This window comes from Haloferax prahovense, assembly GCF_000723845.1.
Classification (GTDB): domain Archaea; phylum Halobacteriota; class Halobacteria; order Halobacteriales; family Haloferacaceae; genus Haloferax; species Haloferax prahovense.
Genome location: NZ_LK053002.1, coordinates 126,541 through 141,679 on the forward strand (window position 1 = coordinate 126,541; position 15,139 = coordinate 141,679).

Below are 15,139 nucleotides of genomic sequence, written 5' to 3' on the forward strand. Positions count from 1 at the left end.
CTTGAAAAGCAGCATGTCGCCGTACTCGGGCCGGCGTGCCGGGCGAACCGCCGCGTCAGATGGTGTTTCGGATCGAGTCCCAGTAGCTCGACGCGGTGACCACGTCTAGCCCGAGTTCGTCGATGTAGTCTATCGTCTCGGCGAACGCCGCCGGGCTGACGGAGCGTCCCTCTCCGGTCACGTCGTGGTACATGAGCACCGCGAGCTGGTTGTACTGGGCGGCGAAGTCGAGCGCCTCCTTCGCCTTCTGTACGTCGTCGCCGTCGGTCCGGCCGACGATTTGCGGGTCGGATATCGCGCCGGTCGGTCCCCCGACGGTCACGAACCCGAGGTAGTGGTAGTCGCTCGCGACGTCGAGCGCTGACTCGTTGTACCGGCCGTACGGCCAGATGATGAAGTCGGCCCCGCGTTCGAACCCGTTTTCGACGAGCCACGCCTTCGACTCCCTGATGCTCGCGCGCTGGTCGGCCGGCGAGAGGACGCGGAACGAGTCCGACTGCTGGGGGTGGCTCACCATGTCCCACCCCGATTCGACCATCTCGTCCATCCCCGACCGCGGGATGCGGTGGCTCGACCCGACGGTCCACGGGATGACGCCGACGACGCCGGGGAAGCCGTGGGACTCCAGTATCGGATACGCCGTGTCGTACTGGCTCCGGGTGTTGTCGTCGAACGTTATCATCACCGCGCCCGCGCCGGCCCGCGGTTTGGCCCGGAGCGAGTCGACGTAGAACCGCGCCGCGGTACCGCCGCCGGTGTACATCTGGATGCTTATCTCGGTGACGTTCGTCAGGTCCGGCGACCCGGTGACGCGCTGTGGCCCGAGGTCGAGGCGCTGCCAGCCTGCCTTCCAGATGTGCCGACCGAGAAGCAGCGTGTTGTCGTAGTCGGGCGCGGCGAGGCGAACCGTGATGCCCTCGGTGTCGGGCGTTTCGAGGTTGACGGCCAGCGAGAGGTCGGCCTCCGAGAGGTCGATACCGTCCTCGAACGTCCGGTAAATCCACACCCGCTCGTCGTCCGGCGTCGCTTCGAGCCGGAGCGACTGCGCCCCGCAGTAGACGACGTCCTCTTCGACGGCGTACCGCCCCGCGAACGTCCCCCAGAGCCGTTCGTCCTCGAAGTCGTCGACGAGCCATCCAACGTCTCTGAACCGCTCTCGGCTGTTGAACGCGACCGCCAACGGGTCGCCCGCCGCGTCGACGCTCGGGTCGTCGTAGCTGAACCGCGGCGTCGGTACCGGCGGCTCGCTCGTCGCGGTCGCTTCGGGAGTACCGGCTGATTCACCGCCCCTCGCGACGCAGCCGCTGAGCACGGCGGCGCTCAGTCCGAGATACGAACGCCGTGATAGTTTCATACGGACAACTGTCGTCACGAGTCGATAGTAATGCCACTCGTAATTTCCGTAGCCACGGACTGACGGCGTCGGAAACCGCGAATGTCGCCGATTTTGACCTGTTTTTCGCACAGTCTCTCGCCCGTTTCGTCGCCGCAGACCCGTCCGGATTCAGGGGCTTTCGCCCCGCCACCCCCGGTTACACACCGTTTACCAATCACCTCCCCGGTCCAACTGACGGGAAACATGTGTAACCGACGTCGGTCCCTCTCTCTCCAACTCTCGTCTCGCCCTTCGAGGCGACCCGCCCCCGACGCTCGACGGACGCCCGACAGTCACCGGGAACGCTCCGAGCACGCGGGTGGTTGCCAGTGAATCGCAGAACCTACCTGAAGACGCTCGGCGCGGTCGGTATCGGTGCCGCGCTCGCCGGCTGTAACACGCCGGACGAGGAGACGCCGACCGAGACGCCGACGACCGAGGAGACGCCGACGCCCGAACCGGACCTCACCGTCTTCCACGCGGTCGACGACCTCGGGATGGACCCGACGGGCCAAGAGCCGGTCGACGACATCCTCGACGGGGTGTACGGCGACGACACGGCCGTCGAGTTCCCGCCGGGTGACTACCTCATCACCCGCGAGCACGACTGGGACCGCGGCGTCTCGAACTTCCAACTCGTCGGCCTCGGCGACTCCCACAAGGACGTGCAGTTCGTCTTCCCGCCGGCAGACCCCGGCGAGCGGTTCCGGATGCTCCGAATCACGAGCGGGGACCACCACGTCCTGAAGAACTTCTCCGTCCAGCAGACCGACGACGACACCACGAGCGCCGATATCTGGCTCGCCAACGACGACGGCGCGCTCGTCGAGGACGTCGAGTGGCTCGGCCGCACCCCCACGGACAGCCACGCGCGCGACCAACTGCTCCTCTTCGACTGCACTTCGGTGGAGGGCGTCAACGTCGCCCGTCGCGTCTACATGCGCGAGGGCGCGGCGCTCCCCGGCTACCCGAACGGCGTCGCCGGGATTCGCATCACCGAGCGGTCGGTCGGCGAAGTGAGGATGATAGACTGCCACATCGAACAGCGCGGGTCGTCGTCGTTCCGCGCGACCCACACCCGCGGCGTCCTCCGCGTCGAGGGCGGGTTGTTCAAGAACAACGACAACACCAACATGCGCATCTCCGCGGGCGACCATCCGACCAAGACCTCGTGGATCAAGGGCGCGACCGTCGTCGTCGACGCGGACAACCTCAACGAACACGCGCGGGAGGGCGACAGACTCGACAGTCCCGAGGGCCTCCGCATCGACTCGACGGGCCACGGCTACACGGGGGTTCTCATCGAGGACTGCGACTTCATCTTCCGGTCGAGTCCGTCCTCGCCGGGCATCATCACCGTTCCGACCTACGGGAGCCACGGCGGCTTCACGATGCGCAACTGCCGCATCGTCAACGACACCGGCGTCCAGACCATCTACGCGGGTCCCGTGGACACCGCCATCGCGCGGGAGCCATGGGGGATGGTCCTGGAGAACGTCACCATCTCGGGGGCGTGCGAGAGTCAGCCCTACGGTTCGGCGGTCGTCGTCGACGAGAATCGAAACGGCTCCCGCATCGTCGATAGCTGTATCCACCTGCCGAACGGCCGGGTCGGCGGCGTGCTCGTCAACCGCGCGTCGGACTGCGCTATCGAGAACTCCAGCATCAACGTCAGCGGTCCGCCGACCCGGACCCGCGGCGTCGAACTCCTGCTCGATAACGTGTCCTACACCGCGACCTGCGCGTTCCGCGACGAGTGAACGGGCGTCGGCCAAGGCGCTATCGGAACCCCCAGTCGTCGGCAATCGCCGTGACCGCGCTGAATATCGCACCCAGTCCGGTCAGCGTTACGCCAGTCAAGATAGTAGCAAACCTTACCCAGTAGTATGTTCTACCGCCGAACATGGCCACGTCGGTGAAGATGGACGACGACACGAAATCACGCCTCGAACGGTTACAGGCCGAGATTCGGCTGAAGACCGGGACGCGAGTGACGCAGCAGGAAGTCTTGGCGCGGCTCGTCGAGAACGCCGTCGAGTCCAAGGCGGACCTCATCGACTCGTTCCGCGAGAAACGTGTCCCGCTTTCGGAGTCCGAGCGCGAGCAGTTCCACGACGGGATGGTTTCGTCCGGCGTCACGACGACCGAAGAAGACATCGACGACGTGCTGTACGGATGAGCGTCCTCGTCGATACCGGCGTGTTCTTCGCGCACCACGATACGGATGCCGACAGGCACGACCAAGCCGTCAGCGCGTTCGACGAACTGTTCGACGGGGAGTTCGGACAGCCGTACACGAACGACTACGTTCTCGACGAGACGGTAACGCTCACGCGCGCTCGAACGGGTTCGTTCGAGGCTGCGGATACCGTTGCCAGTCGCATTCTCGGCGAGGAACCGTTTCCGAACGTGTTCGAGACGATTCACGTCGAACCGGACGACGTCCGGGCGTCGCTGGAGACGCTCCGCCGATACGAGGACCACGACCTCAGCTTCACCGATGCGACCATCGTCTCGCTGTGCGAGTCGCGTGGCATCGACGCCGTGTTGAGTTTCGACACGGATTTCGATGGACTCGTCGACCGCATCGAACCGGGGCTCCGGTAGGTTTAACAGCGCCACGGGAGCGCCGACAGAGAAACGAGCGGTCCGCTCAGTGACCCCTGAAGTTGAGTCCCGGCGTCAGCGTGATACCAGTCCCTCGGTCCCGCTGCAAACCGACAAATGTATTCGTAATAACATTTATCGGGACGTGCGCCGCAGTTCGACCTATGGTTCGGCTCTGTCGTCGGTACGGTCCCGGACGGCTCCCGTACGCCGAGCGAAACGACGTCGGCGGCGGGATAGCGATGGCTGCAACCGGGTTGTTGGCAATCACCCTCTGGTTCGGTGCTGCGGGGCTGCTGACTCTCGTCGGCGCGATGAACGGGACACTCGGGTTCGTCTTCGGTCTCGGACTGGTGGCCGTTCCGATAGCGATACCGACCTCGTTTATCGTGGGCACGCTGCTCTGGCGACGGCTGCGACCCGACGACGACCGCCAACGATACGGTACGCTTTTCGGCGGGCTGACTGCACTCGGAAGTCTTGTCACGGGCGGATTCGGGCCCGCTTTCCTCGTCGGCGTCTCGAACTTCACCCGCGGTGAGATGGTTCTACTGGAGGCGGTCGTCTTCACCGCGCTACTGCTGCCAGTGAGCGTGGTTTTCGCCGTTATCGCTGCCGGTTGGTTGGTCGTTCCGCTCGGCGCGTTCGGCGGATGGTATCACGAGCGCGCGAAGGCGCGCTCCTGACGAGGACCGACTGCTAACCGCGCTCCGCGGCGTTCCACAACGCCACGGTGAGCGGCGGTGCACGGACACCCAGTCTGCTCAGCGACCTCTGAAGTTGAGTCCCGGCGTCAGCGTGATGCCGGTTCCTCGCTCTTTCACGTCGTCTCCGTCACCGTCGCGGCCGGCGGTCGATTCCTCGTCGTCCTCGTCGTCTCCACGGTTGAACAGCGCGTGGTGCACGTAGCGGGCGAAGGGAACCGGGTCGTCGAGGCGCGCGAGGTCGAATCTCGGCTCGTGGTAGATAGAAGAGGCGACCTCCCAGACGGTCTTGACGAACGACGGGCGCTCGACGAGCGGCGAGTCGTCGCGGCGGACGCTCATCACGTAGCCGAGTTCGCCCCAGAGGTAGTGAGTGCCGACGCCGAGTTCGTACCCCGGTTCGATGCGGTGTTTCTGCCCGGTCGCCTGCAGCCAGTAGTAGTACGGGAAGTCGGCGCCCGCGCGGACAGTCGAGGGGAGTGACTGCCACATCCGGGGGTTGATTTCGATGAGTTTGAACTCGCCCGTCTCGGCGTCCTTGAGGTACTCGATGCACGCGAGGCCGTGCCAGTTGATGTGACCGAGGAGCTTCCGCGCGACGGATTCGAGTTCGGGGTCGTACACCGAAGTCCGGTAGACGCCGCCGCCGCCGGTGTAGGAGTTTCCGCGAATCTGGAGGTGCTGGAACGTCGCGAGGGGCTCGCCGTGGTCGTACAGCGCCGCGAACATGTACTTGTCCTCGGTCGGAACGTAGTCCTGCACGATGGGGTCGTGTTTCATCTCGGCGTATATCTCGTCGGGGTCCGGACGGTCGCCGGGGCGGACGTGGCGGACGCTCTTGACGATGTCGTACTCGTGGGGGTCGTAGCTGTCGACGTACTCGCCGGCGACGACGTTGTACCGCGGCTTGATAATCGAGGGCTCGTGGAACGCTTCGACCTCGCTGAACAGGCGGGTCCGCGGCATGGGGACGCCGGCCTCGACGGCGGCCTCGTAGAGGAGCTTTCGGTCGTGGACCCGGCGGAGCGTCTCGAAGTCGGGGACGACGAGGTCGACGTACTGCTCGAACTCGTCGAGGTACTTCGAGAAGATGTAGCCGTCTTCGGGCCGCGTCGGGATGATTGTCTTCACGTCTGGTCGGGCGGCGATGCCGACGAGGGCGTCCTTGTAGGCAACGAGGTCGTCTTTCGGGGCGGGAATGCGGACGAGTTCGTCGCAGAATCGGGACGAGGCCGCCGGCGTGTCGTCGTGTTCGGAGGCCATCACCGTGTGGATTCCCCGCTCGCCGAGCGACCGGATGCAAGTGTAGTTGCCCGATGGAACGAGCACCGAGTTCCGGGCGTGCGCGCGTTTGGACATGCCTGAACCGTCGCGCGGTGACGGAATTAGTATGGGTCCGCTAACGGGTTCGAGGTCGGTGCCGGGAGTCGGTTCCTCCCGACCTGACTCGGCGGTCGGTGTGCGGTCTGCCGTCCGCGACAGGGCCGGTGCGCGCCGTCGCGCGAGCGTCGCGTCGGCGACCGAACTGCGGATTCGAACGCGTCGGACCGGATTCGATTCGTGAGAGTCGAGAAAACCGACGGTTTCGGCTCGGTTATCCACAGCATACCGGGGCGAGAGAGACGGTCTCCACGGTCAGCGGGTCTGCCGAGTCGGCGAAACGAGCGCTCTCGACGAGAAATAGTTCGGCGCGGTGCCAAGATGTCGACGGTTCTGGCGGAGCGTCGCCGCCTCAGAGCACGTCGTCGTCGAGGCCGCCGGGGTCGCCCGCGGTGTCGAAGAGGTTGTTCTGGGCGCTCTGGACGAAGTCGGACTGGACGCCGTCCTCGTCGTCGACGGGGGCACCGTAGGCGTCCATTCCCATCGAGAGGAGCTCCTCGACGGCCTGTTCTTCGCTGATGAACTCTTCGTCGACAAGCTGTTCGAACTCGACGAGCAGTTCGTCCGGGAGATTGACTTCTACGACGGGCATAGAGACGCGTTCGTGCTCGATGTACTTGAGCGGCCGGGTGTGAGTAGTTCGTGCCGAGCGTGGTACTCGGTCGCTCCGCGTGACAGTCCGCGTCGCCCGACAGTCGTAACCGCGTGTCTTATCAGCGCCCGGTCAGTCCGTCCACGCGACGAACGGCGTCGATTTCCGACGCCCCTGAGCGAGGGACCGACGTGACACGCGACACAGACCCGGCGACCGAGGACGCCGCCCCCGCCGAGAGCGACGAGCTCGGCTGGCTTCCGGAGCGCGTCGAACTGCCGAGCGACGAGTGGGTCATCTACCCGCCCGGCGAGCCGCGGCCGGCGAACTTCGCGCTCCGCTTCGAGAAGGCCGTCCCCGCGGTGCTCGTCGGTATCGACCCCGGCGACTCGCTGGGCGTCCACGTCCTCCCGCATCCGGGTGGCCTCTCCGTCTCGGCGCGGTTCGGCGGCGTCGTCGACGACTCGGTCCGCGAGTTCGAGCCGCCGGCGTCGGACGAGGACCGCGAGGCGGTCGCCGCGTGGGTTCGGACGTGGGTCGACCGCGTGGACGACCGGGCCGAACGGGCGCGCATTCGGGCGGCTTGCGCGCCGGTTCCCAACGCCGGCGACCGCGCCTCGCGGGCGCTCTTCGAGCACTTCGGGAGCGCGGACGCCGTCGCGGCCGCGGTGCTCGAACGGAACACCGCCGCACTCAGGCGTGCGTCGGGGGTCGCCGAGCAGACCGCGACCGACTTGGTCGTCCACTACGGCACCGACGCGGAGTGGGAGTACTACCGCAGCCACCGCGACGCCGCCCCGTGACTCAAATCGTGATTTGACTCTCGCGTAGGGTTATTCCCGTCCGCGACGATTAACGGGTATGTCCCTGACACGACGCACCTTCCTCGGTTCGACCGCCCTCCTCTCGTTCGGTCTCCTCGCCGGTTGCGTCGGCGACGGCGGGTCGGACGACGGCGCGACGACTGACGACGAGACGACCGACGGGCCGACGGACACGACGGACGACCTCCCGGATGGAAACGGCACTGACGACGGAACCGGCGGCACCCGCCCGTCCGGCGGTCCCGGCATCTCGCTCGTCGGCGTCGACGACGCTCCCGACGTGCCCGTCGAACACGAAGTCGAGATAACGGAGGACCTCGCGAACGACGACCACCCGCCGCAGGTCCGCATCACGCTGACGAACACCGGCGACGAGGTCGTCGAGGTCGGCGAGGGGAGAACCGTCTTCTTCCAGTACGTCTCGGACACGACGAACGACCTCATCTTCCTCCCCGCGGACGGCGAGTATCCCGCCGAGGCGGGCTGTTGGCGGCTCGAAGACCACATCGCCGTGACCGAGGAGTACCGGATTCTCTCGCTCGAACCCGGCGAGTCGCGGTCGGAGCTGCTGAACCTCTACGGCGTCGCCCAGTCCGAGAAGGAAGAAGCGAGCTGTCTCCCGGTCGGCGAGTTCCGCTTCGAGGCGGACTTCGCCGTCGGCGGGCTCTCGGGGTCCTCTGACGACGACAGACGGGAGGCGACGTGGGGCTTCTCGCTCACGCTGGAGTAGTTCTCGGCCGGGCGGTCCCGATTTTCGCCATGGAGGCGAAGTAGCAATCGGGTACGCCGACGGCGGCTTCACGTCGGCTGCAAGCGCCGACGTCGATCCGAGACGTCCGACTCCGCCCCGCCCTCCCATGGTCGGTTGGATATATACCACACGGGAGTGTAACCGTCTCGTATGTCGAACGCTAGCGCACCGAATTCCGAACTCACGGGCCCGACCAGACTCACGCTCAAGGTCTGGCACCCGGACTGCTGGACGCTGGAAGTGACGGAGAACGTCGACGCCGGGGTCACCGCTCACACCGTGTACAACACGCCCGAGGACACGGTCAAGGGACACTTCACGGTCTACGCCGACCGGGTCGAGGACATCGACGACTTCGTCCGCGCGACCGAGCGGTCGCGGCTTACCGACTCCGTCTCCGAGTTGAGCCCCCGCCACGAGTTCGACAACGGCGCGTCGAACGTCGGCAACACGACGCGGGAGATGATGGTCGAGTACGACCCCGAAAACAGCATGACCGACTCGCTTCTGTCGCACGGCTTCGTCCACGACGCGCCCGTCCGCGTCGACGACGGATGGGAGTACTGGCCGGTCATCGACACCGACGACCGGGCCGACCTCCGCGAACGCCTCGACTCGCTGGAGGCGGCGAATCAGGCCGAAATCATCGTCACCAAGGTCACTTCCGTCGCCGGCGCGAAAAACCACGTCTCACACCAACTGGACAAGCTCTCGAACCGCCAGCGAGAGGTGTTCGAACTGGCCTGCCGGCGCGACTACTACACGTGGCCGCGGGAGACGACGACGCGGGAACTGGCCGACGAACTCGACATCTCGAAGACCACGCTGCTCGAACATCTCCGGAAGGCCGAGGCGAAACTCCTCAACCAGTACGCGGAGTCAACTCCGTAACGCCGTCGACGCCGCTCGTTATTCGATTCGATAACTTTCTCTCCGGTTTACTCCGGACACGGTGGTGTCGGTTCGACGGGTCGCGCCCGCGGTACCGACAGCGTCTTTCCGTTCAGTCGGCCCCCTGTGGCGCGCGCCACGTACAGTCCGTACAGCGTTCGATTCCGTGTCGCGTCTGCGTCTCCGAACCGCACTCCGGGCACCGTTGGGCCGACAGTCGCCCCGTGACTGAGTTCGTCATGGCTGAGTCCTCGGCGGAGGGCGAGTTATACTAGTGTCTGTCCATGGGAGGGTGGCCCTCGTGAGAGGCCGGTCGACCACCGACTCCGTCGCCGTCGGGGTGGCCGAGTCGCTGTCGGTTCTGGGCTAGACAGGCGAAAAAACGCGGTCGAGGACTGCCTACTCGTCGCGCGGCGCGACGCGCCGGCTCCCGCCGTCGTCGGTCGGGCGAGCGTACACGCCGCAACTCCGGCTTCGGAGTTCGCCCGCGCGCTGAAGTCGGCTACAGGCGTGTTCTATCTCGATAGGATGTCCGTCCACTCCGGCGAGTATCTCGTCTATCGGCGTCGGTCCACGGCGGTCGAGAAGCGCGAGCACCGCCCGCTCGACCTCGTCCGCCCGCTCGTCTCTCACGCACACCGACGCGCTTCCGAGTCGCGTTTCGTCCGGCGTTCGTCTCGCGGCGTCCGGTCGTCTTCGGCTCGCTCGTCGCTGGTCGTGACCATACCGGTGGTGTTCGCTTCGCGATTATATACCCATCCCCGACTATGATACGGTCCGACCGGCTGTCCCGGCCGAAACCTTCCCACTTGTTGATACTTGTGGAAGAGCTATTAATCGCGGTTTATAACGTCTGTAGCACTCGAATCCGAGGTATATACCGATAACTACCGAATCGTCTCAACAGCGTTTCTATACATCTTTCGTTGACAACCCCGACCATAGTAGCACATCCGTATAACTACCTTCTGTTCAAGGGTTTGGGTAGCTGTATCATGTCAGACTCAGAGGCGAGAACGGCGCGAGAAGAGTGGGGAAGCCGGTTCGGTTTCCTCATGGCGATGCTCGGCGCGATGGTGGGCGCGGGCAACATCTGGCGCATGCCGTTTACGACGGGCGAAAACGGCGGCGGTGCCTTCCTCGTGGCCTACATTCTCTTGTTGTATCTCATCGCGGTCCCCGGGCTGATGGCCGAGACGATGATCGGCCGGTACACGAACCACGGAGTCATCGGAGCGTTCAGAACGGTCCTCGGGAGCAAGCGGGCGCAGGGTCTCGGCCTCGTGGTCCTCATCGTCAACGTGGCGCTGATGTCGTACTACGCGCCCATCATCGGCTGGGCGCTCTACTACGCCGGCCACTCGGTGCTCATGACGTTCACCCAGCCGGGGTTCCAGCCGCAAGCATTCTGGGAGGGCTTCATCAACAATCCGACGCTCGTCGTCGGGATGCACACGGTGACGATGGCCGGCTTGGCCGGCGTCCTCGTGTTCGGTATCCGCCGCGGCATCGAGCGCGTCGTGAAGTGGATGATTCCGCTGCTCGTCGTCGCCCTCGTGGCGGTCTCGATTCGCGGCATCACCCTCCCCGGCGGCATGGAGGGCGTCGCATTCGTCTTCACGCCCGATTGGGGGTACCTCACCCGCGGCAGTACGTGGGTCGCGGCGCTCAGTCAGGCGCTGTTCTCGACGGGCCTCGGGTGGGGCATCGCGCTGACCTACGGGAGCTACCTCAGCCGGTACGACGACGTGCCGCTCGGCGGCGGCCTGTTCACCGCCATCGGGAACACGAGCATCGGTCTGCTCGCGGTGTTCGCCACGTTCCCCGTCGTCTTCGCGTTCGGACTCGAACCGAGCGCCGGGTCGAACCTGCTTTTCATCTCGATGGCGCAGGTGTTCCCCGAACTCCCCGGCGGGAGTCTGTGGGCTATCGTGTTCTTCGTCTCCTTCTTCTTCGCGACGTTCACCTCCGGCCTCGGTATCACCGAGGTCGCCGTCACCACCGTCTCGGAGGAGACGCGGCTCTCTCGGACGGGTGCCGTGCTCGCGTCCTGCGGCGCCATTTGGGTGTTCGGCCTCCCGAGCGCCTACTCGTCGGCGTTCCTCGGGCAGATGGACTTCATGTTCGGGAGCTTCGGCCTCCCGCTCGCGACGCTTTCCATCATCGCGCTCGTCGCGTGGAAGTTCGGCCCCGAACGCGCCCGCGTCCTCGACCTCAACCGTAACGCTGGCATCTACGTCGGCGCGTGGTGGAATTCGGTCGTGAAGTACGTCATCCCCGTCGTGATGGTGTTCATCCTCGGCTACGGCGTCTACTCCAGCATCGGAACCGCGAACCAGCGGTTGATGTTGCTCGGCGTCGCGTTCATGGCCGGACTCGTCGTCGTGAGCACGCTCGTGATGAGCGTCGTCGGCGACGAGCCGCCGTCCGGTTCCGCGGCCGTCCCGGGAGGTGACGACTGAGATGGCGCTGTCGACGCTCACGTGGGTCTCGATGCTCGTCTCGCTCCTCCTGTTGCCCGGCGTCGCGGCCGCGGTCCTCGTCCGGTCGCTCCGCACCGAGGAGCGCAAACTCGCGCTCTTACGGGAACAGGACGACATCGATAGCTACTCGCCCCGGGCGCTTTCCGACCTCCGCGGGTGGATTCGCGCGAACCCCGACGACCCCTACGCGCCGATTGCCCGCCGCCGCTACAACGAGTGCGTGCGGTCGCTCCGAGCGATTGACGAGCCGCATTACGACTGGTCCGACGAGCAAATCGCCCGGCTCGAACTGGTGGACGAATGAACGGAAACGACGCCGACGAACTCGCGGACGAGAGTGAGTTCGAGTTCGAGTTCGACGACCTCGCCACGGACGCGTCGTTCACGACCATCGACACGCACACCGAGGGCGAGCCGACCCGCATCGTCGTCGACGGTATCGACCGCGCCGCGCTCGCGGGCGACTCCGTCCGGGAGCGCCGTGACTCGTTCGCCGAAACCCACGACTGGGTGCGCGACCTGCTGATGCGGGAGCCCCGCGGCCACGACGACATGTTCGGAGCGGTCGTCGTCGCCTCCACCCGTCCCGACGCGGACGTGGGCGTCTTCTTCATGGACAGTCGGGGCTATCTCGACATGTGCGGCCACGGGACCATCGGCGTCGTCTCCGCGCTCCTCGAACTGGGGCGACTCGACCGATGCGAGACCGTCCGCGTCGAGACGCCGGCCGGACTCGTCGAGGCGACGCCCGAATACGCGTCCGACGGCGGCGTCGAGCGCGTCACGATAGAGAACGTCCGGTCGTTCGTCTACGACGAGGCGACCGTCCCGGTCTCGTTTCTCGACTCGCCGCTCCGCGTCGACGTCGTCTACGCGGGCAACTTCTTCGCGCTGGTCGACAGCGACCAACTCGACCTACCCGTCGAACCGCGGCACGCATCGACCTTCGTCGATTGGGGCCTCGAAATCCGCGACGCCGTCAACGAACGCCTCGATATCGTCCACCCGCTCACCGGCGAGGCGGGCTCGGTCTCGATCACCGAGATATACGGCACGCCCGACGAGGTGGATCGAAGTATCGTCGTCTTCGGCGAGGGGCAGGTCGACCGCTCGCCGTGCGGGACCGGGACGTGCGCGAAGATGGCACTCCTCCACGAGGCCGGCGCGCTCGACATCGGCGAGTCGTACCTCCACGAGAGCATCGTCGGCACGCGCTTCGAAGGTAGACTCGTCGCGGCCGACGAACGCGGCGGCGTGACGCTGACGACGCCGCTCATCACCGGGTCGGCCCGAATCACGGGGAAACACACGTTCGTCAAAGACGCGAAGGACTCGCTTTCCGGGTTCAGCATCTCGGCGAAGTAGCGGGTTCGGACCGCCTCTTTTTCCGAATCAGTCCATCCCGCTCGATAGCTCCACGTCGTCGGTCTCCAACTCGCCGCCGGCCGGTGTCCCGCGCACGTCGCCCTCGCGCCACGTCCCCCGGCGGAACCAGAGCCACGCGATGAACGCGCCCGCGACGTTCGAGACGAAGAACGCGATCCAGATGCCCCGAACGTCGGTGCTTCCGAGGAACCAGAAGTCCGTCGGCAGGAGTCCCTGCGACGCGACGAAGGCGACCGGAAGGCGGATGCCGGCGAGCGTGACGACCGATATCACCGCGGCGATGAGCGTCTTGCCCGCACCACGGAAGCCGCCGGTGAACGCCCGCATGATACCGATGAAGCCGAACGACAGCGAGACGTACCGCAGGAACTGCGCGCCCACGTCGAGGACCGCCGCGTCGGTGGTGAACACCGAGACGATGGGCTCAGGAACGAGGAAGATGGCCAGTCCGAGCAGGCCGAGGACGAAGAACAATCCCTTGGCCGCGACGTAGTTCGCCTGCTCCGCTCGGTCGTACTTCCCCGCGCCGATGTTCTGACCGGACATCGTCTCGACGCCGCGGGCGACGGCGATAGCCGGGAGGAAGATGACCGAGAACACGCGGGTGCCGATACCGAACGCCGCGACGACGGAGGTCGAAAACAGGCCGACGACGATGAGAAGCGCGTTGATGGAGAGCGCGCGACCCGTCCCCTCGATGCTGGCGGGGATGCCGATGCGGAGAATCTTCCGCAGGTACCGGAAGTCCGGTCGCATGTCCGTGAGGTGAATCTGGATGCCTCTGGTGCCCGACACCATGATGGCGATGCCGACGACCATCGCGAGGACCCGCGAGATGACGGTGGCGATGGCCGCGCCCTGAATCCCGAGTTCGGGGAACTGAACCGGCCCCAGCGCCCACCCGTTGATGAAAAACGGGTCGAGGACGACGTTGAGGACGACAGTCCCGAACATCACGAGCATCGGCGTGATGGTGTCGCCCGCCCCGCGCATCAGCGAGATGAATACGAAGAAGCCGAACATGAACGGCAGACCGAGCGCGATGACCTGCATGTAGGCCGTCGCGCCCGGCAGCACGTCCGGCGAGGCCCCGAGGAAATCGAGGAACGGGCGGACGAGCGGGTAGCCGAGCGCGCCGAGCATCGCGGACCCGAGGAACGCGAACGTGACGGTCTGGGAGGCCGCGTACTCGGCTTTGTCCGTCTCCTCGGCCCCGGTGTGCTGGGCGACGAGGACGCTCCCGGCGACGGACAGCCCCATCCCGAGCGAGATGAGGAGGAACACCATCGGGAAGGCGAACGAGATGGCCGCGAGCGCCTCCGTCGAGTACTGGCCGAGCCAGAACGTGTCCGCGAGGTTGTACGCCGTCTGGAGCAGGTTCGTGACGACGATGGGGAGCGACAGGTAGAGAAGCGGCTTGACGATGCCGCCCTCGGTGAGGTTGAGTTCCTCTTGTCCCTTGAACAGACTCATCGCTCCACCTCCGCACCCGGCGTCCAGCCGAGGTGGAGTTCGAGGGCGTCTTCGACGACCCGCCGGGTCTCAGCGGGGTGTTCGTCGAGCGCGACGGCGCGGGCGTGCGCGCCGTTGCTCATGGTCGTGACGAGCCGCGCGATTTCCGCCGGGTCGGCCTCGTCGAACGCTCCTGTTTCGACGCCGTCGCGGACGATGTCGGCGACGGTTCCGCGCATCACGTCGTCGAGGTCGAGGAAGCGCTCGCGGAACAGCTCGTGGTAGGGCGCTTGCGCCTTCAGTTCCATGAGCGCCACGGGGAAGCCGTCGACGTCGGGGTCCTCGGGGTTGAACACCGCGTCGAGAACCGCGTCGAGCCGCTTCCGCGGGTCGGACGCGCCGCACGACAACTTCGACTCGAATCGCTCGATTCGGTCGTCGAGGAAGGCGTTGAGGAGCTCCTCTTTCGTGTCGAAGTGGTAGTGAATCGCGGCGCTCGTCACCGACGACTCCTCCGCGATTCGCTGCACCGTCAGGCCGGCGTACCCGTGTTCGCAGAGCGCCCGGTTGGTCGCTTCGAGTATCTCGGCCCTGGTCTCTGCGTCCATCTTCTGTCCCGGCTTACTGACCGGTCAGTTAAGAGACTTTGGACCGCCAAATCCTTCGTTAGGGCGACTCACGGCCGGCCGTCTGC

At 65.9% G+C, this 15,139-nt stretch carries 16 protein-coding genes; 10 read left to right on the forward strand and 6 right to left on the reverse strand.

Annotated features, from left to right (window positions below):
* Nucleotides 1-55 precede the first annotated feature (55 nt).
* Nucleotides 56-1,312 (reverse strand): polysaccharide deacetylase family protein, encoded by a 1,257-nt coding sequence (locus BN984_RS17605; RefSeq protein WP_049968987.1) that lies wholly within the window; start codon nucleotides 1,310-1,312, stop codon nucleotides 56-58.
* Nucleotides 1,313-1,704: 392 nt separating this feature from the next.
* Between BN984_RS17605 and BN984_RS17610 the strand changes: the two genes are divergently transcribed.
* The 4 genes from BN984_RS17610 (at nucleotide 1,705) to BN984_RS17625 (ending at nucleotide 4,668) form a co-directional block, all read left to right on the forward strand.
* Entirely contained in the window at nucleotides 1,705-3,135 is a 1,431-nt protein-coding gene (locus tag BN984_RS17610) for a twin-arginine translocation signal domain-containing protein (protein ID WP_049968892.1), read from the forward strand.
* Between the two features lie 143 nt (nucleotides 3,136-3,278).
* Nucleotides 3,279-3,554 (forward strand): hypothetical protein, encoded by a 276-nt coding sequence (locus BN984_RS17615; protein ID WP_049968893.1) that lies wholly within the window; start codon nucleotides 3,279-3,281, stop codon nucleotides 3,552-3,554.
* Nucleotides 3,551-3,982, forward strand: a complete 432-nt coding sequence (locus tag BN984_RS17620) for a type II toxin-antitoxin system VapC family toxin (RefSeq protein ID WP_008094155.1) — start codon at nucleotides 3,551-3,553, stop codon at nucleotides 3,980-3,982. The genes BN984_RS17615 and BN984_RS17620 overlap by 4 nt, the downstream gene beginning before the upstream one ends.
* Nucleotides 3,983-4,224: 242 nt before the next feature.
* Nucleotides 4,225-4,668 (forward strand): hypothetical protein, encoded by a 444-nt coding sequence (locus BN984_RS17625; protein ID WP_008094157.1) that lies wholly within the window; start codon nucleotides 4,225-4,227, stop codon nucleotides 4,666-4,668.
* 78 nt (nucleotides 4,669-4,746) lie between these two features.
* On the opposite strand, the gene BN984_RS17630 is transcribed toward BN984_RS17625, so the two are convergent.
* Together BN984_RS17630 and BN984_RS17635 are read right to left on the reverse strand one after the other, a co-directional pair.
* A complete protein-coding gene (locus tag BN984_RS17630; protein ID WP_049968988.1) occupies nucleotides 4,747-6,045 on the reverse strand; it encodes a carboxylate--amine ligase in 1,299 nt (432 codons plus the stop codon).
* Nucleotides 6,046-6,418: 373 nt separating this feature from the next.
* The gene (locus tag BN984_RS17635; RefSeq protein ID WP_004978002.1) at nucleotides 6,419-6,658 is read right to left on the reverse strand and encodes a DUF7120 family protein; all 240 of its coding nucleotides are present in this window, start codon (nucleotides 6,656-6,658) and stop codon (nucleotides 6,419-6,421) included.
* 191 nt (nucleotides 6,659-6,849) lie between these two features.
* On the opposite strand from BN984_RS17635, the gene BN984_RS17640 reads away from it, so the two are divergent.
* The 3 genes from BN984_RS17640 (at nucleotide 6,850) to BN984_RS17650 (ending at nucleotide 9,124) form a co-directional block, all read left to right on the forward strand.
* Complete coding sequence (locus BN984_RS17640) at nucleotides 6,850-7,461, forward strand: hypothetical protein (RefSeq protein WP_049968894.1); 612 nt, start codon at nucleotides 6,850-6,852, stop codon at nucleotides 7,459-7,461.
* Nucleotides 7,462-7,519: 58 nt separating this feature from the next.
* Entirely contained in the window at nucleotides 7,520-8,212 is a 693-nt protein-coding gene (locus tag BN984_RS17645) for a hypothetical protein (protein WP_049968895.1), read from the forward strand.
* Nucleotides 8,213-8,383: 171 nt separating this feature from the next.
* Nucleotides 8,384-9,124, forward strand: coding sequence for a helix-turn-helix domain-containing protein (locus BN984_RS17650; protein ID WP_008094167.1), 741 nt, complete (start codon nucleotides 8,384-8,386; stop codon nucleotides 9,122-9,124).
* Nucleotides 9,125-9,523: 399 nt separating this feature from the next.
* Here the strand turns inward: BN984_RS17650 and BN984_RS17655 are convergent, their stop codons facing one another.
* Nucleotides 9,524-9,757, reverse strand: a complete 234-nt coding sequence (locus BN984_RS17655; protein ID WP_233514273.1) for a hypothetical protein — start codon at nucleotides 9,755-9,757, stop codon at nucleotides 9,524-9,526.
* 362 nt (nucleotides 9,758-10,119) lie between these two features.
* Here BN984_RS17655 and BN984_RS17660 point away from each other — a divergent pair, with 362 nt between their 5' ends.
* The 3 genes from BN984_RS17660 to BN984_RS17670 are packed head-to-tail and all read left to right on the forward strand — an operon-like array spanning nucleotide 10,120 to nucleotide 12,972.
* Nucleotides 10,120-11,586 carry a sodium-dependent transporter gene (locus BN984_RS17660; protein WP_081909262.1) on the forward strand — a complete coding sequence of 489 codons (1,467 nt, stop codon included), beginning with the start codon at nucleotides 10,120-10,122 and terminating at the stop codon, nucleotides 11,584-11,586.
* A gap of 1 nt (nucleotide 11,587) precedes the next feature.
* Nucleotides 11,588-11,911 (forward strand): hypothetical protein, encoded by a 324-nt coding sequence (locus BN984_RS17665; protein ID WP_049968897.1) that lies wholly within the window; start codon nucleotides 11,588-11,590, stop codon nucleotides 11,909-11,911.
* Complete coding sequence (locus BN984_RS17670; protein ID WP_049968898.1) at nucleotides 11,908-12,972, forward strand: proline racemase family protein; 1,065 nt, start codon at nucleotides 11,908-11,910, stop codon at nucleotides 12,970-12,972. The genes BN984_RS17665 and BN984_RS17670 overlap by 4 nt, the downstream gene beginning before the upstream one ends.
* 27 nt (nucleotides 12,973-12,999) lie before the next feature.
* Here the strand turns inward: BN984_RS17670 and BN984_RS17675 are convergent, their stop codons facing one another.
* Together BN984_RS17675 and BN984_RS17680 are read right to left on the reverse strand one after the other, a co-directional pair.
* Nucleotides 13,000-14,466 carry an MATE family efflux transporter gene (locus BN984_RS17675; RefSeq protein WP_049968899.1) on the reverse strand — a complete coding sequence of 489 codons (1,467 nt, stop codon included), beginning with the start codon at nucleotides 14,464-14,466 and terminating at the stop codon, nucleotides 13,000-13,002.
* The gene (locus tag BN984_RS17680) at nucleotides 14,463-15,053 is read right to left on the reverse strand and encodes a TetR/AcrR family transcriptional regulator (protein WP_008094178.1); all 591 of its coding nucleotides are present in this window, start codon (nucleotides 15,051-15,053) and stop codon (nucleotides 14,463-14,465) included. The genes BN984_RS17675 and BN984_RS17680 overlap by 4 nt, the downstream gene beginning before the upstream one ends.
* Nucleotides 15,054-15,139: the final 86 nt, after the last annotated feature.

Excerpts from the sequence above, each read along its gene's own strand:
- BN984_RS17625 (WP_008094157.1), top strand. The coding sequence starts at position 4,225 with ATGGCTGCAACCGGGTTGTTGGCAATCACCCTCTGGTTCGGTGCTGCG.
- BN984_RS17680 (WP_008094178.1), bottom strand. The coding sequence starts at position 15,053 with ATGGACGCAGAGACCAGGGCCGAGATACTCGAAGCGACCAACCGGGCG.
- BN984_RS17650 (WP_008094167.1), top strand. The coding sequence starts at position 8,384 with ATGTCGAACGCTAGCGCACCGAATTCCGAACTCACGGGCCCGACCAGA.
- BN984_RS17620 (WP_008094155.1), top strand. The coding sequence starts at position 3,551 with ATGAGCGTCCTCGTCGATACCGGCGTGTTCTTCGCGCACCACGATACG.
- BN984_RS17670 (WP_049968898.1), top strand. The coding sequence starts at position 11,908 with ATGAACGGAAACGACGCCGACGAACTCGCGGACGAGAGTGAGTTCGAG.
- BN984_RS17660 (WP_081909262.1), top strand. The coding sequence starts at position 10,120 with ATGTCAGACTCAGAGGCGAGAACGGCGCGAGAAGAGTGGGGAAGCCGG.
- BN984_RS17665 (WP_049968897.1), top strand. The coding sequence starts at position 11,588 with ATGGCGCTGTCGACGCTCACGTGGGTCTCGATGCTCGTCTCGCTCCTC.
- BN984_RS17630 (WP_049968988.1), bottom strand. The coding sequence starts at position 6,045 with ATGTCCAAACGCGCGCACGCCCGGAACTCGGTGCTCGTTCCATCGGGC.
- BN984_RS17645 (WP_049968895.1), top strand. The coding sequence starts at position 7,520 with ATGTCCCTGACACGACGCACCTTCCTCGGTTCGACCGCCCTCCTCTCG.
- BN984_RS17615 (WP_049968893.1), top strand. The coding sequence starts at position 3,279 with ATGGCCACGTCGGTGAAGATGGACGACGACACGAAATCACGCCTCGAA.
- BN984_RS17675 (WP_049968899.1), bottom strand. The coding sequence starts at position 14,466 with ATGAGTCTGTTCAAGGGACAAGAGGAACTCAACCTCACCGAGGGCGGC.
- BN984_RS17635 (WP_004978002.1), bottom strand. The coding sequence starts at position 6,658 with ATGCCCGTCGTAGAAGTCAATCTCCCGGACGAACTGCTCGTCGAGTTC.